The 22,751-nt window shown below is 55.0% G+C and carries 21 protein-coding genes and 1 pseudogene; 19 read left to right on the top strand and 3 right to left on the bottom strand.

Features of this window, described 5'->3' with window-relative positions; all coding sequences use genetic code 11:
- The first annotated feature begins 24 nt into the window (after positions 1-24).
- From GOW93_RS15740 to GOW93_RS15730, 3 genes are all read left to right on the top strand, one after another.
- Positions 25-489 carry a cupin domain-containing protein gene (locus tag GOW93_RS15740; RefSeq protein ID WP_170386346.1) on the top strand — a complete coding sequence of 155 codons (465 nt, stop codon included), beginning with the start codon at positions 25-27 and terminating at the stop codon, positions 487-489.
- 68 nt (positions 490-557) lie between these two features.
- A complete protein-coding gene (locus tag GOW93_RS15735; protein ID WP_170386343.1) occupies positions 558-1,532 on the top strand; it encodes a zinc-binding dehydrogenase in 975 nt (324 codons plus the stop codon).
- 17 nt (positions 1,533-1,549) lie between these two features.
- Positions 1,550-1,987: an acyl-CoA thioesterase gene (locus GOW93_RS15730; protein ID WP_170386340.1), complete on the top strand. Its 438-nt coding sequence runs from the start codon at positions 1,550-1,552 to the stop codon at positions 1,985-1,987.
- Here the strand turns inward: GOW93_RS15730 and GOW93_RS15725 are convergent.
- The gene (locus GOW93_RS15725; protein ID WP_170386338.1) at positions 1,984-2,787 is read right to left on the bottom strand and encodes a shikimate dehydrogenase family protein; all 804 of its coding nucleotides are present in this window, start codon (positions 2,785-2,787) and stop codon (positions 1,984-1,986) included. The genes GOW93_RS15730 and GOW93_RS15725 overlap by 4 nt on opposite strands.
- 254 nt (positions 2,788-3,041) lie before the next feature.
- Between GOW93_RS15725 and GOW93_RS15720 the strand changes: the two genes are divergently transcribed.
- From GOW93_RS15720 to GOW93_RS15645, 16 genes are all read left to right on the top strand, one after another.
- Positions 3,042-4,295, top strand: a complete 1,254-nt coding sequence (locus GOW93_RS15720) for an ABC transporter substrate-binding protein (RefSeq protein WP_254443626.1) — start codon at positions 3,042-3,044, stop codon at positions 4,293-4,295.
- 63 nt (positions 4,296-4,358) lie between these two features.
- On the top strand, positions 4,359-5,243 hold the full coding sequence (locus tag GOW93_RS15715) for a branched-chain amino acid ABC transporter permease (protein WP_170386335.1): 885 nt from the start codon (positions 4,359-4,361) through the stop codon (positions 5,241-5,243).
- Positions 5,244-5,254: 11 nt separating this feature from the next.
- A complete protein-coding gene (locus tag GOW93_RS15710) occupies positions 5,255-6,250 on the top strand; it encodes a branched-chain amino acid ABC transporter permease (protein WP_170386333.1) in 996 nt (331 codons plus the stop codon).
- Positions 6,247-6,984 carry an ABC transporter ATP-binding protein gene (locus tag GOW93_RS15705; RefSeq protein WP_170386330.1) on the top strand — a complete coding sequence of 246 codons (738 nt, stop codon included), beginning with the start codon at positions 6,247-6,249 and terminating at the stop codon, positions 6,982-6,984. Before GOW93_RS15710 ends, GOW93_RS15705 begins: the two co-directional genes overlap by 4 nt.
- Positions 6,965-7,681: an ABC transporter ATP-binding protein gene (locus GOW93_RS15700; RefSeq protein ID WP_170386327.1), complete on the top strand. Its 717-nt coding sequence runs from the start codon at positions 6,965-6,967 to the stop codon at positions 7,679-7,681. The genes GOW93_RS15705 and GOW93_RS15700 overlap by 20 nt, the downstream gene beginning before the upstream one ends.
- Before the next feature lie 24 nt (positions 7,682-7,705).
- On the top strand, positions 7,706-8,353 hold the full coding sequence (locus GOW93_RS15695) for an HAD family hydrolase (RefSeq protein ID WP_170386324.1): 648 nt from the start codon (positions 7,706-7,708) through the stop codon (positions 8,351-8,353).
- A gap of 172 nt (positions 8,354-8,525) precedes the next feature.
- Complete coding sequence (locus tag GOW93_RS15690; protein WP_170386320.1) at positions 8,526-8,825, top strand: hypothetical protein; 300 nt, start codon at positions 8,526-8,528, stop codon at positions 8,823-8,825.
- 776 nt (positions 8,826-9,601) lie between these two features.
- Positions 9,602-10,723 carry a glycerol dehydrogenase gene (locus GOW93_RS15685; protein ID WP_170386318.1) on the top strand — a complete coding sequence of 374 codons (1,122 nt, stop codon included), beginning with the start codon at positions 9,602-9,604 and terminating at the stop codon, positions 10,721-10,723.
- Positions 10,720-12,177, top strand: coding sequence for an NAD-dependent succinate-semialdehyde dehydrogenase (locus GOW93_RS15680; RefSeq protein ID WP_170386315.1), 1,458 nt, complete (start codon positions 10,720-10,722; stop codon positions 12,175-12,177). Before GOW93_RS15685 ends, GOW93_RS15680 begins: the two co-directional genes overlap by 4 nt.
- Positions 12,178-12,201: 24 nt before the next feature.
- Positions 12,202-12,891 carry an SDR family NAD(P)-dependent oxidoreductase gene (locus GOW93_RS15675; RefSeq protein ID WP_170386312.1) on the top strand — a complete coding sequence of 230 codons (690 nt, stop codon included), beginning with the start codon at positions 12,202-12,204 and terminating at the stop codon, positions 12,889-12,891.
- Between the two features lie 99 nt (positions 12,892-12,990).
- Positions 12,991-14,145 (top strand): iron-containing alcohol dehydrogenase, encoded by a 1,155-nt coding sequence (locus GOW93_RS15670; RefSeq protein ID WP_170386309.1) that lies wholly within the window; start codon positions 12,991-12,993, stop codon positions 14,143-14,145.
- Entirely contained in the window at positions 14,145-14,990 is an 846-nt protein-coding gene (locus GOW93_RS15665) for a poly(R)-hydroxyalkanoic acid synthase subunit PhaE (protein WP_170386307.1), read from the top strand. Before GOW93_RS15670 ends, GOW93_RS15665 begins: the two co-directional genes overlap by 1 nt.
- Complete coding sequence (phaC, locus tag GOW93_RS15660; protein ID WP_170386304.1) at positions 14,983-16,086, top strand: class III poly(R)-hydroxyalkanoic acid synthase subunit PhaC; 1,104 nt, start codon at positions 14,983-14,985, stop codon at positions 16,084-16,086. The genes GOW93_RS15665 and phaC overlap by 8 nt, the downstream gene beginning before the upstream one ends.
- Positions 16,087-16,090: 4 nt before the next feature.
- Positions 16,091-18,007 (top strand): acyl CoA:acetate/3-ketoacid CoA transferase, encoded by a 1,917-nt coding sequence (locus tag GOW93_RS15655; protein ID WP_170386301.1) that lies wholly within the window; start codon positions 16,091-16,093, stop codon positions 18,005-18,007.
- Positions 18,004-18,936 (top strand): alpha/beta fold hydrolase, encoded by a 933-nt coding sequence (locus GOW93_RS15650; protein ID WP_170386298.1) that lies wholly within the window; start codon positions 18,004-18,006, stop codon positions 18,934-18,936. The genes GOW93_RS15655 and GOW93_RS15650 overlap by 4 nt, the downstream gene beginning before the upstream one ends.
- Positions 18,937-19,160: 224 nt before the next feature.
- Positions 19,161-19,997 carry a hypothetical protein gene (locus GOW93_RS15645; protein WP_170386295.1) on the top strand — a complete coding sequence of 279 codons (837 nt, stop codon included), beginning with the start codon at positions 19,161-19,163 and terminating at the stop codon, positions 19,995-19,997.
- 85 nt (positions 19,998-20,082) lie between these two features.
- On the opposite strand, the pseudogene GOW93_RS15640 reads toward GOW93_RS15645, so the two are convergent.
- Positions 20,083-21,075 (bottom strand): annotated as a pseudogene (locus GOW93_RS15640) (IS30 family transposase).
- A 130-nt stretch (positions 21,076-21,205) separates the two neighbouring features.
- Complete coding sequence (locus GOW93_RS15635; protein ID WP_170386292.1) at positions 21,206-22,189, bottom strand: BamA/TamA family outer membrane protein; 984 nt, start codon at positions 22,187-22,189, stop codon at positions 21,206-21,208.
- Between the last annotated feature and the right edge of the window lie 562 nt (positions 22,190-22,751).

Raw genomic sequence — 22,751 nt, 5'->3', positions numbered from 1 at the left:
CTACCAGCCAACAGGAGGAAGGCTATGAAACCCTGGATCAAAACCGGGCTGATGGTGGCAGCGCTTGCGACCGCAGCAATGAGCGCACAAGCACGCAATGTGCTGATCGAGAATGGGCCGGACGGGCATCCGATTGTGACCCCGATGCCCGCAACAAGTGTTGATGAAATTCCTGACATCGGCGGGTTACCAAACAAACGGTTCCTGTATGGCACTATCGGTGGGATCGAAAGCGCGGTGAATGTTCGCTTTGGTCGCGTTGAACCCTATGGCTACATCGCGGAACACGAAGGCAACAGCAACTATGTGCTCTATGTCGTGCGCGGCTCGGGTTCCCTGGTCAATACTGATGGTGAGGGAAACGAAGTATCCCGGTATGAATTCAGCGCGGGCGATGTCATTACGTTCCGGCCCTACACGATGCACTACTGGGAAAATGGCGGCGAGGTCTGGGAGTTTATAGGCGTCGAACAGAGGGACGCTCAGTAACAAATCTACCCCATCGCTCTTTATGGCGGTGGGGTTTTCTTTTGGAGTTCAGCAATCGGAGTAAGCAATTGAAAGCTTTCGTTCACGACAAAACGGGAACGCCGGATACACTCCATCTGGCCGAAATCGACGCTCCGGAATGTGGCCCTCGCGATGTCGTTGTCGAAAACCGCGCCATAGGGTTGAATCCAGTGGATTGGAAATTCGTGGAATGGGGGCATCCTGATTGGACTTGGCCGCATGTTCCCGGCGTCGATGGCGCTGGCGTGATCGTAGAGGTTGGCGCCGAGGTGAGACATTTGTCAGCCGGAATGCCGGTTGCCTATCACACCGATCTGGTGCGCCAGGGCAGTTTCGCCGAGCGCTCCGCAATACCCGCTCGGGCGGCTATTCCCTTGCCCGACGGTGTCCCTTTCGAAGTTGCCGCGACACTGCCATGTCCCGCGCTAACCGCGTTTCAAGCTCTTGAAAAGTTGCCGCAAAAACCCGGGGCGCGGATCTTGTTGACCGGCGCAAGCGGAGCGGTTGGGGGCGCATTCCTGCAATTGGCGGCAGATCGCGGATGGATTGTTCATGCCGCCGCGTCCTCTGCACAGCATGACCGGGTCAGGCGCCTAGGGGCAGCTGTTTGCCACGACTACCGAGACCCGGACTGGCGCAATCATTTGCGGATCGGGGATGAAAGTCGCCCGTTCTGGGCCGTTGTGGACCTGGTCAGCGGCAGCCATGCGGCGGAGCTGGCCGACACTATTGCAGCCAACGGGCATCTTGTCTGTATTCAGGACCGTCAGGAAACCGCCCCGCTTCCAGCCTTTACGACAACAATTTCGCTGCACGAAGTTGGTCTCAACGGTCTGCACAATTGCGGCACCGACGCTCAGTGGGCTGATCTTGTCGCCGCCGGGCGCTCTATCGCTGAGCGCTGCTTGACGGGTGTCTTTGATCCACAGATTATTGAAATTGCTGAATTCACCGCACTGCCAGATGCTTTGGCCAGGCTTAAGTGTGGTCCAAACCCGGGAAATAGGGTCGTGCGCCTCTGAGGCGGCGGCAGAATGTCGTGAACAGAAAATCGACCGATGATGCGGCTCAGCCGCAGGGAATGATCTACACGATGGAAACCCGTGTGCGATGGGCCGATATCGACCGGCTTGGGCACGCCAACAATATCGCCTATTGGCGGTGGTGCGAGGACGCGCGCAACCGACAAGCTGTCGAGATCGGCCTTGGCCAACCAGCACCGGATCGCCCATCTCAGATCATGGTAGCGTCGCAGGCGGAGTACCTGTCACCAGTTTCGCTTGATGATCTCCTCACGGTGAAACGGCAGGTGGTACGGATCGGTCGAACCAGCCAAGACGCCGAGTATACGATCTTGCGCGGGGTAGAGGTGGTATTTCGGGCCTCTTGTACGATCGTGTTGTTCGACGTTCAAAGCGGCGCTCCCGTCCCCTATCCAGACGATGTCCGAGAGCGCCTTTTTTGCAAGGATGCTTAGTCTGCACCTAGGGGTCCCAAAAGGAAATCAGCCAATAACTGGGTCTGACCAGTAATCATGTGTTTGCCCTTATGGATCGTGCATCCCCTTGCGCGCACTGCCTCCAGCAACGCGGTGACATCCGGCTGCATGATAACCTCGCCAACCAGCGCGTCGGATTGAATACTGTCCGGGTCAATCGGTAGCGGGTCGTCCGCCTTCAGACCAACCGAAGTGGCATTGATAACCACGTCATGGTCACCACCGACTGCCTCGCCGGCTGACACGATGTCGGTTCCAAATTCGGTGTTCAGCTTTGCGGCAAGATCCTCGGCCTTCGATCGAGTTCTGTTGGCGATTGTCAGGCGTTCAACCTTCTCTTCGACCAACGAATGTGCGATGCCGGTTGCCGCACCCCCTGCACCCAACAGCAAAACGCGCCGCCCCCGCATCTCATGCCCTTCGTTGCGCAGACCCTGCAGGTAGCCGGGACCGTCATACATCCGGCCAATGAACCTTCCGTCTTCGGTGCGCCGAGCAACGTTGGACACCTGCAGGAAACGGGCAGCGCCCTCCAATTCGTCACACAGACCCGCAACATCGGTTTTGTGCGGGATCGTTACGATCACGCCGGCCAGGCTTTCACACAGTCGCAGAGCATCCCAGACTTTCGGTAGGTTTTCTGGGCTGACCTGCCACGGTACGAGAACGGCATTCCGTCCCTGTTGCTCGATCAGTGGGTTAAAAAAAGACGGGGTTCTGAGGTGCGTCGATGGATAGGCAAGATGCACGATAACCCGGGTCCGACCGTCTATGTTCATTTTCGTCTCCGTTCTGTGGCTTGATTAAAGGCATATCATATATCATATGGCAAGTGCAATTACCGGGATCATGGTCCAGCGTCTGTGTTTTTTCCGCGCCTTCTTGGTGCGCCTCATTACGCTTTAGGTTCATCCCCAGTGGAGAACTGGAGTGGTGCCAGTATCAAATATCATATATTTCCTTGATGAGGTATCATATATGATGTATTGGAGGGCATTCTTCAACTACGTAACTGCAAGGAGGAGTGCAAAGTATGCTGAATCGGAGAGAGTTTGGAAGAAACGCCACGTTCGCAGGTCTTATGCTGTATACGGCTAGCACGGCCGCATTCGCACAAGAGGAAAGCATCAAGATTGGTTTGTTGTTACCTCTTTCTGGTGGATCAGCGGCCGTCGGCAACCAAACGAAAACCGGCGCTGAGGTCGCCGCAGCTCAGATTAACGAAGCTGGCGGTGTTAACGGTTCTAAACTGGAGTTGGTTTTTGCTGACAGTCAGTCAAAGCCGGATATTGGGGTTTCGGAAACTGAACGCTTAATCCAGCGTGAAGAAGTCGCAATGGTTGTTGGCGCTTATAATTCGGCAGTAACTTTCCCATCCTCCGAGGTTGCTGAGCGATACGGTGTACCGTGGCTTGTTTCGGGTTCAGTAAAGAACGAAATTACCGAACGTGGTTTTAGGTACATCTTCCGACCGAACAACAAAGCCTTTTATGACGCTCGTGAACAAATTGATGCGATCGACCTGCTAGCAGAGCAAACCGGCGAGAGACCCGAAAGCATTGGCCTGTTCTATCGTGGCGACGATTGGGGTCGTAGCCACGCACAAGCAGTCAAACAAATCGCCGAAGAGCGCGGATACACGATCTCGCTGGACGAATCCTACGTTCCCGGGCAAGTCGATTTCTCGGCGCAGTTGCTCAAGATTCGATCCAAAAAACCTGGAGCACTAATATTTGTAGCGGGTACTGCCGACCACATCCTATTTAATAAGCAGATGCTGGGCAACCGCATCGATCTCCCATTCGGCTTGCATTCGGTGGGTGGTGGAGCAGAAGACCCAAGTTTCTACGAGGCCGTGCCTGAGGCTGGCTATGAGTATATGTTCACCCAGGAAGACTGGCAAATCGACCGCATGCAGTCCGGAAACTTGCCCGCGGAGGTTATCGCCGGAGACGAGGCGTTTGAGAAGGTTCTTGGCTATGGTTTCAATTCCTACGGTGCACAGGGCTTTTCGAACATTTATATTGCCGCTGACGCCATCGCGCGTGCTGGGTCAGCCGAACGCGACGCAATCCGCGATGCTCTTGCTGCAACGGACATTACTGAAGGACCTGCGCTGATCACAGGGTATCAGCGGGTCAGCTTCGACGAAAATGGTCAGAACTTGGACGCGCACGGTGTGATTTCCCAGAATATCGCGGGAGAGCGTCTCACCGTTTGGCCTCAGGAAAACCGTCTGGAAAGCACAACACCTGCTTGGCCGATTCCGAGCTGGCGGGATCGCTAATACTCCGCAATTACCTGCCACGGTTTGAGCCGTGGCAGGTCTTTTCAAAAAAAGGAGAAGCGGATGGATCCGACTCTTGCACTTCACGTAGTGAAGAACGGGCTTTTGATAGGCGGCATATACGGTGGCGTTGCTTTGGGCCTCAGCCTGATTTTTGGAGTGATGCGTATCATTAATTTCGCCCACGGGTCCATGCTGATGGTCGCCATGTACTTGGCTTGGGGTTTGTGGGCTGGATTGGGGCTGCACCCTTACATTGGAGCGATCATTACCGTCCCCGCCTTGTTCGGTTTGGGGTATTTGGTACAGGCCTGTATCATTTCTCATCTTTTTCGGCGCGAAAAGGCCTTTGTTGTTGAACCGCTGAGCGCACTTCTTCTAACCGCCGGCGTGTTTCTGGTGATGGACAACCTAGTGCTGATGATCTTCGGTCCAGATGTTCGGGCGGTTTCGATCGACTTGGCATACGCGAATTTCTTTCTTGGCGATATACCGATAAACATCCCGCGGTTTATCGCATTTGTTTCTGCAATTGGCGTTGCAGGTGTGTTGTCCTGGTGGCTGAAAACATCTGACATGGGCCGTGCTATTCGCGCGACGGCTCAAAACCGGGATGCGGCAACCATGGTGGGTATCAACGTCCCGCTTGTTTACAACATCACTTTCGGACTGGGTACTGCAATTCTTGGCCTTTTTGGCGCGTTACTGGTGCCGTTTTTCTCGGTAACGCCGACACTTGGGCTTGCATTCGGAATCAAGAGTTTTGTCGTCGTCGTTCTGGGTGGCATCGGCTCGATCTGGGGATGCGTGGTGGGTGGCATCGTACTCGGCTTATTTGAAGCTTTCGCTTCTCAATTTGTAACCGCAACATCCGCGCAGATCTTTTCGTTCGGCCTGTTCGTGGTGATCCTTCTTGTCCGGCCAAGCGGACTCTTGGGAAAAGCTTGAGGAAAGACACAATGTTTGGTTCTGCAACAACGCTCGAACGCGCTCTAATCCTTATTGTCGCGGCATTTCTCGTTTTCTTGCCGTCGATAGTGCGCGACCCATATCACATTCATACGGCGACAATGATCGTATACTTTTCGTTCATGGCAGCCTCTTGGAACTTTGTTTGCGGCTATGTCGGCCAGCTTTCTTTGGGGCACTCAGTGTTTAGCGGCGTGGCAGGCTATGTCACGGTTCTGATGTTTACACAGATGGGGCTGTCGCCGTGGATCGGAATGTTGTTTGGCGGTTTTTTTGCGGCGGTTTTGTCGCTTGCAATTGGTTTTCCGACGTTTCGCCTCAAAGGGCCATATTTTACACTTACCACCATTGCGTTTGCCGAGATCATGCGCATTTGGTTCGAAAATACCGATAATTTCATAGGTATTCCGCTGAAAGGATCCGAAGGACTTGTGGTACCGCTTGTCGGTGACAGTTTCTGGGCATTTCAGTTCAACGAAAAGCTTCCCTACTACTACATTGCATTGGCCTTGCTGGCGATCATCGTCATTGCAACGGCGATCATGGAACGCTCAAAACTTGGTTATTACCTAAAGGCTATCCGCGGCGATAGGGATGGGGCCGAAGCTTTGGGTATCAATCCTACCAAATACAGCCTGATTGCCCTGTCGATCAGTGCCTTTTTTACCGGAATAGGCGGGGCTTTTTTTGCCCAATTCTTCCGATACATCAATCCTGAGCGGAACATGGGAATCGACCTGTCTATCGACATGGCAATCATGTCAATCATCGGCGGACAGGGAACGGTACTTGGTCCAATCCTGGGCTCATTCATCCTGCACCCCATCGCCGAGGTTGCCCGAACGTCATTAGGCGGATCCTTCTTGGGTCTTCACCTGGTCATCTATGGAGCTGTTCTTGCCTTGACGGTTCTCTATTTCCCTCAGGGAATAATTGTGCCTTTGCGAAAGCTCCTGGCGCGCATCAGTGGAGGAGATGTGAAATGACTCAACCGCTTCTGAAAGTCGACCGCATCTCTAAGCGTTTTGGCGGGAATCAGGCTGTCAAGGAAACCTCCTTTCATGTAAACAAGGGCGAAATTCTCGGCTTGATTGGACCCAACGGAGCGGGAAAGACAACTGCCTTCAACATGATCGCTGGGTATCTTGAAAGTGATACGGGAGACGTCGTGTTCGAAGGTGTCTCCATCAAGGGCAGGAAACCATGGGACATCTGTAAGGCGGGTATCGGTCGAACCTTCCAATTGTCCAAGCCATTTGGTGACTTGAGCGTACGTGAAAACATCATGGTTGGCGGCTTTGCCCGAAGTGCAGACCGCAAGAGAATTGCCTCCCGCGCCGACGAAGTTGTTGACTTTTTGGATATGAAGGATGTTGCCGAAATGGACGCGCTGGATCTGACAGCGTTTGACCGGCGCAAACTGGAACTTGGCCGCGCACTGGCTACGGAACCAAAGCTATTGCTCATGGATGAGGTTGTTGCCGGAGCCACGCCATCCGAAGCGACCGAAATGGTGGAATTGGTGAAAAAGATTCGCGACACTGGTGTGTCGATCCTGATCGTTGAACACGTAATGCATGTCATCATGAACCTTAGCGATCGCGTTATTGTACTGGATTTTGGAAACCTGATTGCGGATGGAAATCCGCACGAGGTGGTGAACGACCCCGATGTCATGAAAGCCTATTTCGGAGAGAAGTATGTCCAACAAAGCGCTTGAAGTAACTAACCTCTCAGCAGGCTATGGCGAAAACGATGTTCTTCAGGGAATCGATCTGACGATACCACCGAAGTCAATAACAGCGTTGATCGGCGCAAACGGAGCGGGAAAAACAACGTTTTTGAAGACCGTTACCGGATTGCTTCCTGGTCGGACGGGTTCGATCAAACTCTTCGGCGAAGAGCTGACCAGCAAAAAGCCATATAAGATTGCAGAAGCGGGTTTTGCTCTCTCACCAGAAGGAAAGCAACTTTTCCCTGAAATGACTGTCGAGGAAAACTTGATAGTTGGCGCCCACAATGTCAGGGCAAGGTCCGCGCGCAATCAAACGCTAGAAGAGGTCTATTCGCTTTTTTCAATCCTAAAAGAAAAGCGCAACGATCCTGCTGCCAGCCTGTCCGGTGGGCAACAGCAGATGGTCGCGGTCGGACGGGCCCTGATGGCCAAACCAAAAGTGCTTGCTCTGGATGAGCCATCCCTTGGCCTCGCTCCGATAATGGTCGACCGGTTATTTGAATCGATAGCCCGTATCCGAGAGCTTGATCTGGCCATTCTTATTATCGAGCAAAACGTCTTTCAGGTATTGGAGATGGCTGACTATGGCTACGTTTTAGAAAACGGGGAAGTCACGATTTCTGGTACCGGATCTGAGCTGCTGGCAAATGATCACTTGAAACGTGCCTATCTTGGACTCTGAACATCTAAGCCGGAGAAGCGAACTTTGAAAAATGCACAGGATCGGCTGTTTCTTTTTGATTTGGATGGCACGTTACTCGATACGAAAGCTTCCATAGTCAATGCCTATCGGCGCGCTATCGAAACTGTTTTAGGGTACAGGATCTTGCCAGATGATAACCACCAGGAAGATCTACTGCGTCGTAGACCCTTGGAGTACTTCGCTCAGCACTATCCGGGGAAGGAGGTCGAGTTGGCAAATTCGTACTCCTCTCTTTACGAGTCATCTGAGGTAAAGGCCTTTCCATCTTTATCGCCTATTTTGAGAAGCCTTAAGGACGCTGGATTGATCGGCATCGTCACAAATAAAGCTCGTGCGCGAGTGGAAATGGATCTCGAAGAAATAGGATGGAAGGCAGATTTTTTTGATGTCATTGTTACTGCTGAAAACACGGAGGCCCGCAAACCTGATCCTGCGCCAATAATTTTTGCAATGACAGAGCTTCACCAAGTCTCCCGCGAAAACACATGGTACATTGGTGATGGTCCGCATGATATTCAAGCAGCCCGTTCAGCTGGATTGAAATGTGCGGCTGCCTGTTGGGGTTACTATCGTCGGGAAGAGTTGGCCGTTCTCAATCCAGATTTACTTTTTAGCAGCACAGAACATCTACTAAAACTTGCAGATTTATAGGTTGAGGTTAGTCGCCACCAGATGATCGTTTTGCGAATGGCAAATCAAACGTCAGGCGACAACATGATACAGCACCCATTGCATTTCATTGGTTCTACCCGGTGCATTGATTTCGCGATCGTCAAGCTCTCGAGGCGCCGAATTAAACAAGTTGAACTTTGAAAACCAACGGATGACCACGACAACCGTAAAGAAGGATATTGGGCACCCAAACCTGGGATTAGGGATCGCACTGCTGGCTGTATTCATGTTCGCGACCGCCGATACCTTGGTCGAACGCTACCCGGTACTGGTTGTTGTAGCGCTTCGTTATGTCGCGAGTTTTGTCCTTCTTCTTGTCGTGGTCTTCCCGCGTATCGGAACGAAGATTTGGCGGACCGACCGCATCGGGCTCGTTTTTACTACGCGCTACGGTGGTGACCGCTATCTCACTGACCATGGGGCTCGCGCCAACACGAATTCCCGTCGGTGAAACCGTTGCAATCCTATATCTGCCTCCCTTCGCAGCTATGGCATTAGCTAAGCCCGACTTCGGGGAGAAGGTCACTTAGGTTGGATGGTTTCTCGCTATACTTGGGTTTTTAGGGGTGCTGTTGATCATTCGAACGGAAGGAGAGGTGGATTATCTTGGAGTGACTTTCGCGCCATTGAATGCAGCGTTTACAACACTCTTTCACTTGATGACCCGGGATTGTCTCACACCGAGTGTCCCATAGCTTTGTTATTTTGGATCACGCTTGCCGGCGCGGTTTTCTTTGCGGCTGCTGCGGTTCCATATGTCAATGGTTCGTTGCCAACGGGCGGTGTTTTTTTGCCGCCTGCGCTCTGGGTGGTTTGGCAACTGGCGGGTATTTCTTGCTTCCAATCAGCTATCGCGAGGCTCTAAATTCGATCATAGCACCTGTCAATTTCTTTCACCTGGCATGGGCGACCTTTCTGGGTCTCCTGGCGGTTGGACATTGGCCGGATGTCGTGACTTTGATCGCAATGGTCTTAGTATTTGTTTCTAGCGTCTGTGTTGCGCTGATCTCCCACCTTATGGAAACTCGGAAAGCTGTGGGCTGAGCTGCCTAACCAACAACCTATTGGTGCGCTTTGCGATCGAACATTGCGTGCGCGACTTTTGCGCTCTGATAGAACCATTTTGAATAACAGTCTCTGGAAATTTTACTCACTAGTAAGGCTTGACTAAGAGAATATCATATATCATGTTTGATTACAACTTTTGCTTCAATCGGAATCACAACAATGCCCGCCACCCTGTTTGACAAAGACCTGCGCGTTTATGGCTCGCCGTCCCGCTACATTCAGGGACAGGGCGCCATCGGGCAGGTGGGGCGACTTGTGTGTGATCTGGGACATCGTGCAATCGTTGTTTCAGACAAGCTTGTGCTTGACTTGATAGGCGATCAACTGACCGCGTGCCTGACGTCGAGTGACACGGCTTTCGAGGTTGTCGAATTCAACGGCAATCTTCTTCAAGATACGGCAAGCCAGCTTAAGGAACTCTACGTGCCGTCGGTTGGTGACGTTATCGTCGCATGCGGCGGGGGGCGGGCCATCGACACCGGCAAGGCCCTGGCCGAGATCGTAAAGGCACCGCTGATCACCATTCCGACCGTTGCATCCAACGATGCTCCCACCAGCAAGAACTTCGTGCTCTACGACACGTCTCATCGGTTGGTCGAGGTGCGTCATTTGCCAAAGAATCCTGATGCCGTGATCGTCGACACGCAGATACTCGCACGCGCCCCAAAACACATGTTCGCTGCGGGGTTGGGCGATGCACTGGCAAAGTTCTCCGAGGCACAGGCCTGCGCCAAAGCGGGCGGCGTCAACATGTTCGGCGCCGCGCCGCCGCGCGTTGCCCTGGCCATCGCACAGTGTTGCGAGGACACACTGCTTGCACATGGCACCTCTGCTTTTGACGTGGCCGGGTCCGGGGTCGTGACCGAGGCCTTCGATGCATCCGCTGAGGCCATGATCCTTATGGCGGGTCTTGGATTTGAAAATGGCGGTCTTTCGATTGCGCATGCTTTGACCCGCGGGTTGTCGCTGGTTCCCGGAGCAAAGGAAGCGCCGCATGGCTATCAGGTGGCCTATGGCTTGTGCGTTCAGCACATGGTCGCAGAATCACCCGTGCCCGAAGCGAAACTGGACCTGATGCGGCATGTCGGACTTCCGGTCACACTGGCAGAGTTGTGTGGGCGCCCCATCACACAGGGCGACTACGAGGTGATCGCCCAGGCGACCTCAAACGTACAGCATCTGAAGAACTTCCCGGCAGAGGTTTCCGCCCGGCAACTGATCGACGCGATGCAGTCGACCGAAGCCCTGTTCAGCAAAACACCGGAGAATGAACTCGGATGACCTCAATTCTTGATCTGATCGACAACCCATCGCTGCTGCGCAGGTCACTGGTGGCGGAAAACCGGGGAAATCCGGTCGACAATCCGGCGACGGGGGAAACCATTGCCTGGGTTCCAGATGTTCCCGTTGATCATGTCAGGCACGCCGTCGACAGGGCCGAAGCGGTGCTGCCGTCCTGGAAAGAGCTTACCGCTAAGGCCCGCGCTGCCATCCTGCGCCGCTGGTTCGATTTGGTGATCGAAAACAAGGAAGATCTTGCTCGGATCATGAGCGCCGAGCAGGGTAAGCCGCTGGCCGAAAGCCGAGGCGAGGTCCTCTATGGTGCGTCCTTCATCGAGTGGTTCGGTGAAGAGGCGAAACGGGTCTATGGCGACATGATCCCAGCCACGTCAGCCAACACCCGGATAGCCACGATCAAACAACCCGTCGGCGTGGTGGCAGCGATTACGCCGTGGAATTTTCCAAACGCCATGATCACACGGAAGGCCGCACCCGCTCTGGCGGCTGGGTGCACGATGGTTCTAAAACCGGCCAGCGCGACACCACTGAGCGCCTATGCTTTGGAGCATCTGGCGCACAAGGCCGGCATACCGACAGACGTGTTCCAGGTGGTGACCTCCCGTAGCGCGTCTGCCGTGGGCACGGAACTTGCCACCAACCCCAAGATCGCCAAGCTGACTTTCACTGGATCGACCGAGATAGGACGCGTGCTGTTGGAGCAGACGGCTCAGACGGTCAAGAAAGTATCGATGGAACTGGGCGGAAACGCACCATTCATCGTCTTTGACGACGCCGATCTCGACGCTGCCGTTCAAGGCGCTCTGGCATCGAAATTCCGCAATACCGGTCAGACCTGCGTCTGCGCCAACCGGTTGCTTGTGCAATCGGGCGTTTACGACCAGTTCGCCGATAAATTGGCGGCTGCGGTGTCCCAGCTCTCCGTGGGCGACGCGCAGCAGGGCGACTTCGATCAGGGACCTCTGATCAACTCCTCGGCCATCGGGAAGGTCCAGCAGCATATTCAGGACGCAACCGAAAAGGGCGCCCGGATTGTCGTCGGGGGCGCGGCAGATGCGAAGGGCGGAAACTTCCATCAACCCACCGTCATGACCGACGTGACCACAGACATGTTGATCGCCACCGAAGAAACCTTCGGTCCGGTGGCTCCGCTCTTTCGCTTCGAGACCGAAGACGAGGCCATCAGATTGGCCAATGCCACCGAGTTTGGATTGGCCGCCTATTTCTATTCCCGCGACATTGGCCAGGTCTGGCGCGTAGCCGAGAAAATCGAGGCCGGCATGGTGGGGATCAACGAGGGCATCATCTCGACCGAGGTCGCCCCGTTCGGTGGGATCAAACAGTCCGGGCTTGGACGCGAAGGCTCCAAATACGGCATCGATGATTATCTGGAGCTCAAATACCTGTGCTTTGGCGGGATCGATGCGGTTGCTTAAAAACTAATTAGAAAGGAAGAAGTCATGGCGACGGCAATAGTGACTGGCGGAGGGACCGGCATCGGAGCGGCAACGGCAATTGCATTGCATGACGCCGGGCGCGACGTTGTGGCGGTCGGTCTGGATCGAACTGACGAGCTGCCCGAGAATATCCGATTCGAGAAACTAGACCTCTCGGATGAAGCAGAAGTGAATGCCTTCTTCGAGGAGTTCGACGAGATATCTGCATTGGTGAATTGTGCAGGCATCTTGCGGCATCAGAGGGAGTGGGAACCTGCCCATTTCTCAGCTGTTCTCGATGTAAATCTGACCGCGGTCCTATACTGCGCCAACGCAGCAAAAGCAGCCCTGGCCAAGGCTGGAGGGTCGATTGTCAATATCGCGTCGATGTGGAGCTACTTCGGATCACCGGGTTCGCCGGGTTATGCCGCAAGCAAGGCCGGAATCGTTGCTCTAACCCGTTCCATGGCCACAGCTTGGGCAAAGGACGGTATCCGTGTGAATGCCGTGGCTCCGGGTTGGATCAAAACGAAACTCGCCTCGAATGCATATAACGACGAGGAACGCTCCCGAAAGATAATGGATCGAATTCCAATGGGAGATTGGGGCGAGCCTTCAGACATCGCGACCGTTATCCGATTTCTGGCGTCCAATGAAGCCAAATACATGACCGGAGTGCTTCTGCCTGTCGATGGGGGCTATTCTATAGGTTGATCGATCTTCGCTTGGTCAAACCCGACGGCCGCGAGAAACGAGAATTATACGACCCCCCCTCAAACACAGATACTCGTAACCCATGCGCAGGAGGTGTCAATGACATCCTTTAGCTTTCAAACCACTCGCTCGGTCCTGTCCGAAGTGGGGGCGACGGCCAAGATTGGCGAGATCTTGGCGGCGCACGGGTGCAAGAAGGTGGCCTTTGTCACCGATGCGATGATTCTCAAGCTGGGTCTGGCTGATGCGGCACTTGACGGGTTCAAATCTGCAGGGCTCGAAGTTTGGACCTTCACGGAGGTGCAGCCTGACCCACCAGAGGCGATGATTTTGGATGCCGTCGAACAGGCGCGGGCGGAAAATGTCGATTGTGTGGCCTCGGTAGGGGGAGGTTCGTCGCTCGACACCGCCAAGCTCATCGCGGTGCTTCTAAACACTGATCAGTCGGTGGGCGAGATGTACGGCGTCAATCTGGTACGCGGCGAACGGCTGCCGCTGGTGTTGGCGCCGACAACAGCGGGCACCGGGTCCGAGGTGACGCCGATCTCGATCGTCACCACCGGCACCAACGAGAAAAAGGGCGTGGTGGCATCACAGCTCTTGCCCGACTACGCCATACTGGATGCCGAACTGACAGTGGGCCTGCCGGCGCCGGTGACGGCCGCCACGGGCATCGACGCGATGGTACATGCCATTGAGGCCTTCACCTCAAAGCGGCTCAAGAACGTGGTGTCAGATTGTCTCGGCAAACAGGCGCTGGAGCTTCTGGGCGCCAATATTCGCAAGGCCTGTTTCACTCCCGAAGACCGCGAGGCTCGGAGCCAGATGCTACTGGGTTCGATGCTCGCCGGCATGGCATTCGCCAACGCGCCAGTGGCGGCGGTCCACGCTCTCGCCTATCCGCTGGGTGGGCATTTCCACGTGCCACACGGGCTGTCGAATGCACTCGTCCTGCCTTACGTACTCGACTACAACATGCCCGAGGCGCAATCGATGTATGCCGAACTGGCGCCGATCATCTTCCCCGAGCTTGCCGGAAAGTCTACTACCGCGCGGGCAGATGGAATGGTCAATGGCTTCCTGAAGCTTGGGCCGGAACTTGGGATGCAATCCAAGCTCGCAGAAGTTGGTGTCGGCCACAATCACCTGCCCATGCTGGCAGAAGACGCGATGAAACAGGAGCGTCTCCTGATCAACAACCCGCGTGAGATGACGCTTGAGGCGGCGCGCGATATCTACGAGCGGGCGCTGTGATGACCGACGATCCCTTCAAAGTGCATCCGCTTTACAATGCCTGGATCAACGCGCAGACCCAGATGTTTGAGGCACAGGCGCCGTTCTGGAAGCAGATGACCGAAAACATGGGCACAATTGGCAATGATGATTTGATGGCAACGACGGAACGGCTCTGGTCGGATGTCCGCAGCCAGGCGCAGGAGTGGTCTGGCAAATTCCTGCGCCAGTCTGGTATGGGGTCGCCCGGCGGTGAAGGGATCGCGCAGGAAGTGCTGAAGCGGATGCTCGACCCGGGCCAGTTCCTCTATGCCGGCTCCGACGAGATCAACCAGACCATTCAGAAGCTGGTCGAAGGTCCGGAATTTGCCGATATCGGCACGCTTGAGCGGCAGGGGTTGAAGGCGACGAAGGAATGGCTGGCGCTCAGAGAGGCAAGCGCCGAATACCGGATGGTGACGGCCAAGGCCTGGTCGAAAGCCTTCGAACGGTTCAGCAAGGAAGCGATGGCCGATCCAGATATCTGGAAAACCGGCCCCCGCGTGGTGATTACCCGTTGGTTGGAGATCGCCAATGACGAGCTCATCGCCACCCAGCGCACCGATGCGTTCCTCAAGGCGCAACGCAAGCTTCTGCGCGCCGGAGTGGACTACCGCTTGCGAGAGCGCGAGATGGTCGAGCTCTGGTGCGAGACCCATTCGATCCCGACCCGCACCGAGATCGATGACCTGCACGAGATGGTCTATCGGCTGCGGCGCGAACTCCGGGATTTGAAAAAGATCGTCGCGGCGCAATCCGCACCGGCCCGCAAGTCTACTGCGCGTAAGCCACGCACGAGCACCAATGCGGAGGTATCCAATGACTGACGATTTGGCCCCTGAAAACCTGGCACTCAAGGAAGCCTCTGACTTCTATGTGAAACTTACCAGAGGCGCCAAGACGCTGGCACAGGTGAAAGAGGCAGATGTAGATGTAGGCGCGACGCCGAAGACCCCGATCCACGCGCAGGACAAGATCACACTTCACCATTACGATCCGCTCGATGGTGTTAAGGCCAAGACAGGGCCGGTTCTGATCGTTTACGGGCTAATCGGGCGCTACACCATGGCCGATCTGCAGGAGGATCGATCGCTGGTGCGTAACCTACTGGCACGCGGTGTTGACCTTTACGTGGTTGACTGGGGTCACCCGACACGCGCAGATCAGAACCTAACGCTGGATGATTATGTCGACTGGTATCTCGACGACTGCGTCGACGCGATCTGCGCCCACGCCGGGGTCGATGCGGTGACGCTTCTGGGGATCTGCGAAGGCGGTGTGTTCTCGACCCTCTACGCCGCCCAGCATCCGGAAAAGGTCAAGAACTTGATCCTGACCATCACGCCGATCGACTTCCACGGCGACGAAGAAGATGCGGACGAGACCCATGGTTTCATCAATCTCTGGACCCGCAATCTCGAAGATGAGGATATTCGCCTCTTGATCGACGCTTTCGGCAACCTGCCGGGCGAGATCATGGCGAGCGTCTTTCAGATGATGACACCGGTCAGAACACTGACCAAATACAATCTCGATCTGATCGAGGCAGCCTCGGACGAAAAGCGTTTGTTGAACTTCCTCAGGATGGAGAAGTGGCTTGCCGACCGGCCGCACCACCCAGGGGCAGCGGCGCTGCAATGGCTGATCGAGCTCTACAAGGAAAACCGGCTGATCAAGGGTACCTTTGAGATGTCTGGTCAGACCATCGATCTGGAAAACATCACGATGCCGGTACTGAACGTCTACGCGTTGCAGGATCACATCATTCCCCCACCCTGTTCGAAGGCGCTGGAGAAATATGTCGGCACGCCGGACTATACCGAGATCGCCCTGCCTGGCGGCCATGTCGGCGTCTATGTGAGCGGCAAAAGCCAGGGCATCGTCGGCGATGGGGTGTTTGACTGGCTGATGGAGCGGCAATAACGCCATGCAGGGAAAGCTCGCTAGCGCCGACGATGCGGTTTCGGTCATCCGAGACGGAGATACGGTTTGCATTTCCGGTTTTGTTGGCGTCGGCACGCCGGACGAGTTATTGATCGCGCTGGAGAAACGGTTTCTGGAAACAGGCCACCCGCGCGACCTGACACTGGTCTTCGCGGCCGCTCCTGGCGACGGCAAAGATCGCGGCCTTAACCGGCTGGCACATCCTGGGCTGGTGATACGTGGCATTGGCGGACATTGGTCGCTGGTGCCGAAACTGGCGAAAATGGCGGTAGAAGGCGAGATCGAGGCTTACAACCTGCCGCTGGGCGTGGTTAGCCAGCTCTACCGCGAAATCGCGGGTGGCAAACCGGGCATTCATTCCAAAGTTGGTCTCAGAACCTTCGTCGACCCACGTCAGCAAGGCGGCAAGATCAATGACCACACCACCGAGGATCTGGTGGAGCTGCAACAGATCGGTGGCGAGGACTGGCTCTTTTACAAGACTTTCCCTATCGATGTCGCCCTCCTGCGGGCTACAACCGGCGATACCATGGGCAACGCGACCATGGAGCGCGAGGCGTTGAAACTGGATGCCACAACGGCGGCAATGGCGGCGCACAACTCCGACGGTGTGGTGATCGTTCAGGTTGAGCGCACCGCGATCCACGGCTCGCTCAGCCCCAAGCGCGTGATGATACCCGGCGCACTGGTCGATGCCATGGTGATCTCGAAGCCCGAGAACCACCTGCAGACCTATGCCACTCCCTATAACCATGCCTATTCCGGCGAGTTGCGCCATCCGCTCGATCGGATGCCAGTCATGGCCCTCAATGAACGCAAGATCATCGCCCGGCGCGCGGCTTTTGAGCTGCCAGTGGGCGGCGTTGTCAATCTCGGCATCGGCGTGCCGGAGGGCGTAGCGGCGGTGGCTGCTGAGGAAGGCATGCTCGACTGCCTAACACTCACCGCCGAACCGGGCGTCATCGGTGGCATGCCGCAGGGCGGGCTCAACTTCGGCGCTGCACTTAACCCCGACGCTATCATTCCACAGAACACACAGTTCGACTTTTATGACGGCGGCGGGCTCGATATGGCCTGCCTCGGCATGGCGCAGACCGACCGTATCGGCAACGTCAATGTCTCCAAATTCGGGCAACGCTTTGCCGGTGCCGGTGGCTTCATCAATATCAGTCAGAATGCCAGCCGACTGGTACTCGCCGGTACCTTGACTGCTGGCGGGCTGAAGGTGGCAGTGGAAGATAGCGAATTGCACATCCTGCAGGAAGGCAAAGTGCAGAAGTTCGTGCCGCAAGTCGAGCAGATCACCTTCTCCGGCGAGCTTGCAGCCGAAACCGGCCAGCCGGTGCTCTACGTCACCGAGCGTTGCGTCTTCCGCGCGTCTAAGGACGGATTGGAACTGATAGAGGTGGCGCCGGGGGTGGAGATTGAACGCGATATCTTGCCCAACATGGGTTTTGTGCCGGTAATCAAATCCGTGCGCCAAATGGATCCACGCATCTTCCTCGAACAGCCGATGGGGATTCGCGCCGACATATTCGATGCGACCTTAGAGGACCGTATCCGCTTTGACGCCCAAGCCAATCGACTAAATGTGAACTTTCGCGGTTACAGGATGGCAACTCCGTCGCAACTTACAGAGTTGCAAGAGATAGTCGCGCGCCATTGTGCCGGACGTGAAGGCCAAGTGGATTGCACAGTTTGGTACGACGGGTTCAGCCTCGATCCAGCGCTGGAGTCCGCCTACCAGGATGCGATTGCGGAGTTAGAAAAACGCTACTACCGTTCCGCAGTTCGGCTGACACGCAGCCCGTTCCTGAGGCTGCGTTTCGGCGCCGAACTGGCAAAGCGAGATCTCAGCACACGCGTTGGCAGATCAGCTGTCGTGACGGAAAGACGATGAACAAAATTGATCCAAAATCCGGAACAACGAAAAAGGTCACACAATCATCAGGCCCTCCCGCAGAGCCGCGTTTGGGCAAAGTGCGCTGTATCTCAAGGCATGGTTTTCATGATGTCGCCTATCGCGATTGGGGAGACGAGACCGCGTCAGACAGAGCCTTCTGTGTGCACGGGCTGACGCGCAACGCGCATGACTACGATCCGTTGGCTGCGCGGCTGGCGGTAACCCACCGGGTCATCTGTCCCGACTTGCCAGGTCGGGGCCAAAGCGACTGGCTCAACGATCCGTCCGACTACCACCTGTTGCAGTACAACATGGATATGACGGTGCTTTTGTCGCGGTTTGGTTATAGCAGCATCGATTGGGTTGGCACGTCCTTGGGGGGACTCATCGGTATTGCACTGGCAGGGCTGTCAAACACTCCAATCCGGCGGTTAATTATCAATGACATTGCGCCCGAGATTCCCTATACCGCGCTGCGCAGGATAACCAGCTATGCCGGAAATCAACGCGTGTTCGAATCTTTGGAAGAGGTTGAGGCGCACCTGCGCGAAACACTGGCCCCTTTTGGTCCGATGACCGACGCTGACTGGGCGCGCATGGCCAAAACCAGCAGCTTTGAAGCCGGCGACGGTTACCACACTCACCACGACCCCGACATCATGCAGAACTTTCGCCAATATTTCATGTTCATGCATTTCAACCTATGGAAATTCTGGGAAAAAATCACATGTCCCGTCCTGATTTTGCGAGGAACGGACTCTGATTTTCTGCCTCCCAACCTGCTCGACAGGATGATCGACCGCCTTCCCAGCGCCGAGTTCCTTGAGTTCGAGGGCGTCGGTCACACACCAACGCTGAACTCTTCAGCGCAGATTGATCCGGTCGTGGATTGGTTAAGGAGTTCATCTGGAAATGATCGGGTTTAATTCGCCGAGGCACACGACGGTTTCTCTGCATTGCTGTAGGAGTTTGGTTGGCTGGACGAGGGAGCAGACCTTCATGCCGACAGCGACGTGGAGATCAAATCGGTTCACGTTCAAACCGGCAGTCAGATTGACGCAAAGGGCGGAATGATTGTGATGGGGTGAGGAAATGCACCACCCCGCCATAACAGCAGGTTCCAAGGACAGTACATATCATTGGGGGGACAATGGATTCTGAAACGACACGATTAAGTGTTTCGAGCGAGACGCTCATTGTGCCGGTGTTCGGCAACCCCGTCTCCGAGACCGACTATTCAGTCTTGCTAAGCGATCGGGCAGCACAGTTTGGTCATAACACGCTCTTTATTCCAGCGGATGTCCATCCCGACGGTCTGCGCAAGGCGCTCGAGGGATTTCGGCACTTGCGCAATTTGGTAGGTCTCGTAATCACGGAGCCGCATGATGCTACTGTGCTGGAGTATGTCGATCACATCTCGAAATCTGCGGAATTTGTGGGGGCGGCAAATATCGTACGGGTCGAAGCTGACGGGGCTTGGGTTGCTGACGTGACAGATGGCAAAGCGTTGGTGAACGAGCTCTGGCGAACTGGTGTAATCGTACAAGAGAGCGCAATTCATATTTTCGGATGTGGGCGCGCTGGTGCCGCGGTTGCACATGCTGTGGCACAGGCCGGAGCGGCTGAGGTCTCGGTGTCGGACTGTCGGGTTGAGAAGGCCGAGACCCTCGTATCCAAGTTGTCCAAACAGGGGCTGTCTACGACATTTCGGGTGGGTACTGACAACATCCGGGCAGCCGATATTGTTATCAACACTTCATTGATCGGAACGCAGGGCAGGGGTGGTGCCAATCTATTGAGCAGGCATCATGTATTTGTTGAGATGGCCGGTAAATCGGAACCTCTCAAAGCTGACTGCTCAACCAAATGCGATGCCATTTCGAATATTCGGACGGTAAACAGTCAAGTTGACACGATCCTCGATTTCCTGGGGATGCTTCCCATCACATACGATGTTTCACTGGTCACTCGGCAGATATGGTTCTGAAGGTGTAACCCATAAGCAATCCAGGTTCGGGATGTAGCTCACGTGTGACGTGAAGAAGTCTCAAGGGTCGTTGCGACGGTTCCCGCTATCTCAGTTTCATGAGTTCATCTCTGAATGCCTCGGTTGGAGTTTGCCATCCGAGGCACTTTCTCGGGGTTCCGTTCAGGCGCTCTCAAATCGCCTTCATTTTGCGATTTGAGAGCGCCGCGAGTTGGGTGTCGCGTGGAAGGTATCGGCGGGCCCGCTTGTTCAGGTTTTCAACCGATCCCTTCTGCCAGGGCGCTTGAGGATCACAGAACCAGCTCTCAGTACCTATGCCCGATTTGAGCCTGCGCCACTCTCGGAATTCAAAACCCCGGTCAAATGTAATTGAGCGTCGTGCTGGTTGGGGCAGGGGTTCCATCACATCCATCAGTTTGTTCATGAAATGCGTTGAACTGCGGTCGTTGTTGCGGAACAGCACAGCAAACCGGGTCTTCCGCTCGACCAACGAGGCGACATTCATTTTACCCGTGTGGCGCTCGAAGATCATCAGATCGCCTTCCCAATCGCCGAATTCTTCGCGTGTTTTTACGCCTCCCGGGCGCTGGTGAATGGACCGATCCGGCGGGAAAACCTGGCCTCTGGGGCGTCTGGCATAACGCGGTCGGCGTTTCTTACGTCGGCTCGGCAAGTGCCGCGCCAGTTGTTCGGATTGGCCTTCGGGGCTGTAGACATGGGCGTAGATCGTCTCGTGGCTGACCCGGACAGGCTGATCGTCGTAACCGAGGCGGCCCGCGATCTGTTCCGGTGTCCAACCTGCAATCAAACGGTCGATGACATGCGCGCGCAGGTTTTCCAAACGGATCAGCTTGCGCCGCCGAGCGCGTCTGGACTGCGCCGTTCGTTGTGCTTTGACGCCATAGTAGCCACTCAGATGCGACAACTCGGAGTCTTCGAAACGGTTCCGATTGATCTCTCGATAAATCGTGGACCGATGCCTGCCGATCTCGACCGCAATCTTGCTGACGGGCATCTTTGCGTTCAACATGTTCTCAATGGCGCGCCGCTCGTGCAGATCTAATTCCGTGTGTGCCATTTTCCGTTCTCCTTGCTTTTCAGCAAGATAGGGGATTTGTCGCAACGCAGGTTAGAATGTGCCCCCTAAGGCAGCCCGAAGCTATTCTTGCAATTTCTCGATTGCATATGCTGGTTTAGCACGTGAGCTTTTAGAAGCGATTACCAAGGTACAAATACAAAAATCCCTCCCCTTGATCATTGACCGCATAGTCTACCGAATAGTCCAATCCGAATTTTTTTGAGAGACGGTACCGTACACCAGCTCCAAGTGCAGCGCCGCCATTGTCGAATGACAGGCTGTCTAATCCGTCGCCTCCGGCACCTGCACCGGCGAACGCCACGACGCCTATTCGTTTCCCGAGGCGTTGGCGAAACTCAATTTGGGCTGACAGGGACCATTCCTCGAGCGCTCCCAGCGAAGAAAAACCGCGCAGACCGTCAACAAATCCAACGCCGCAACTGTCAAAAAATGGAGCTTCGCGTTGTGTACCACACAATACTGCGCTACCCGCTAAAACGCCGGTACTGGTTAGCCCCTTGTAAATATTCGCTTTTGCAATCCCTTTAAGATAGTTTCGGTCGCTTAGACCGATTTTCCCATCAAAAAGATCATCTTCTACTTCGGCATAGGAAAGATCGAATGAGGTGAAGTAGCCGTCTGTCGGATAAAAAGTGTCGTTGCGATTGTCATACCGGACATCAATGGTCAGCCGGGCCAAGTCGATGTCAAGATCCGGTTGCAAATTTGCAGGCAGATTATTGATTGTGTCGGAGTCAATGGTGATCTTTGACTGTCCATATCCAAGGCTGAACCCGACCTGGAATTCATCGTTGAATCCGTATTCCAGTCGAGCTCCACCACCGGTGACCGATTGTGACAGAGGAACTTCTGCGCCGCCAAGTATGGGCAAATCGTAGTTAATGTTACCATCAACCGCCCCCAGCCCAAGACTCCAGCGGTTATTTTCGAAAACGATGTTTCCAGCGGCCCCGAGAATACTGGTCCCGTTGCTTGTTCTCACGTAAGCCAAACCAACGGCGGAGGGTCGCGATCCTTCGTTTTTGAAAAGATACCCTGCTCCGAGTGTCAATCCGCTTCCGATTGTGTCGTTGCTGAAGGGAATGGGGGCCACGATCAAGTTTCCGTTCCGAATACCGGCATCACTGTGGGCGGCCGCATGTCGGGTTGTAGAAACAGTGTGAAGCACCGGATCAACAGCCAGAGTGGCGCTAGGAACTAAAACTACTACACACAGACACAGCATCTGAAATACACGTGACGTAGTTGAATCAACGAATGCGCAGTTGACATCAGAAGTGGTTACTTTTCTGAATTGTTCAGCGTCGCATGTGCTCAATGTCCAAAGCTTACAGGTTTTCATTCTTGTTCCTGACTCACCTGGCCGACATCAGTCCAGTCGCAATGGTGGCAACCCTTCCCACTTCGACCAGGCCTTGGGTGTCCAGCTGACGAGTAGTTAGAAGACTTGGGCTTTGAGGCTGGACTGAATTGAAGCTAGCTACAGAGTGGTTACGAAGTCAGGTCATTTCGCGCCACCAGAGCTCAATTGCCGATTTGTTCAGACCGACGCATACTTAGGTGACGTTTCGAACTGATCGACGCTGCAACGATCCACGCTGGATCCGCATTTCCGTGGCTGACCTTTTTCATCCGGTATAGGTTTTACAAGAACT

Origin of the sequence: Ruegeria atlantica (genome assembly GCF_013032455.1) — a bacterium.
In the GTDB taxonomy this organism is placed as follows: Bacteria; Pseudomonadota; Alphaproteobacteria; order Rhodobacterales; family Rhodobacteraceae; genus Ruegeria; species Ruegeria atlantica_B.
This window is presented reverse-complemented; position numbering and strand designations above follow the sequence as displayed.

Excerpts from the sequence above, each read along its gene's own strand:
- phaC (WP_170386304.1), top strand. The coding sequence starts at position 14,983 with ATGACTGACGATTTGGCCCCTGAAAACCTGGCACTCAAGGAAGCCTCT.
- GOW93_RS15645 (WP_170386295.1), top strand. The coding sequence starts at position 19,161 with ATGGATTCTGAAACGACACGATTAAGTGTTTCGAGCGAGACGCTCATT.
- GOW93_RS15670 (WP_170386309.1), top strand. The coding sequence starts at position 12,991 with ATGACATCCTTTAGCTTTCAAACCACTCGCTCGGTCCTGTCCGAAGTG.
- GOW93_RS15680 (WP_170386315.1), top strand. The coding sequence starts at position 10,720 with ATGACCTCAATTCTTGATCTGATCGACAACCCATCGCTGCTGCGCAGG.
- GOW93_RS15665 (WP_170386307.1), top strand. The coding sequence starts at position 14,145 with ATGACCGACGATCCCTTCAAAGTGCATCCGCTTTACAATGCCTGGATC.
- GOW93_RS15705 (WP_170386330.1), top strand. The coding sequence starts at position 6,247 with ATGACTCAACCGCTTCTGAAAGTCGACCGCATCTCTAAGCGTTTTGGC.
- GOW93_RS15675 (WP_170386312.1), top strand. The coding sequence starts at position 12,202 with ATGGCGACGGCAATAGTGACTGGCGGAGGGACCGGCATCGGAGCGGCA.
- GOW93_RS15650 (WP_170386298.1), top strand. The coding sequence starts at position 18,004 with ATGAACAAAATTGATCCAAAATCCGGAACAACGAAAAAGGTCACACAA.
- GOW93_RS15725 (WP_170386338.1), bottom strand. The coding sequence starts at position 2,787 with ATGAACATAGACGGTCGGACCCGGGTTATCGTGCATCTTGCCTATCCA.
- GOW93_RS15715 (WP_170386335.1), top strand. The coding sequence starts at position 4,359 with ATGGATCCGACTCTTGCACTTCACGTAGTGAAGAACGGGCTTTTGATA.
- GOW93_RS15655 (WP_170386301.1), top strand. The coding sequence starts at position 16,091 with ATGCAGGGAAAGCTCGCTAGCGCCGACGATGCGGTTTCGGTCATCCGA.
- GOW93_RS15710 (WP_170386333.1), top strand. The coding sequence starts at position 5,255 with ATGTTTGGTTCTGCAACAACGCTCGAACGCGCTCTAATCCTTATTGTC.
- GOW93_RS15720 (WP_254443626.1), top strand. The coding sequence starts at position 3,042 with ATGCTGAATCGGAGAGAGTTTGGAAGAAACGCCACGTTCGCAGGTCTT.
- GOW93_RS15700 (WP_170386327.1), top strand. The coding sequence starts at position 6,965 with ATGTCCAACAAAGCGCTTGAAGTAACTAACCTCTCAGCAGGCTATGGC.
- GOW93_RS15690 (WP_170386320.1), top strand. The coding sequence starts at position 8,526 with ATGACCACGACAACCGTAAAGAAGGATATTGGGCACCCAAACCTGGGA.
- GOW93_RS15740 (WP_170386346.1), top strand. The coding sequence starts at position 25 with ATGAAACCCTGGATCAAAACCGGGCTGATGGTGGCAGCGCTTGCGACC.
- GOW93_RS15685 (WP_170386318.1), top strand. The coding sequence starts at position 9,602 with ATGCCCGCCACCCTGTTTGACAAAGACCTGCGCGTTTATGGCTCGCCG.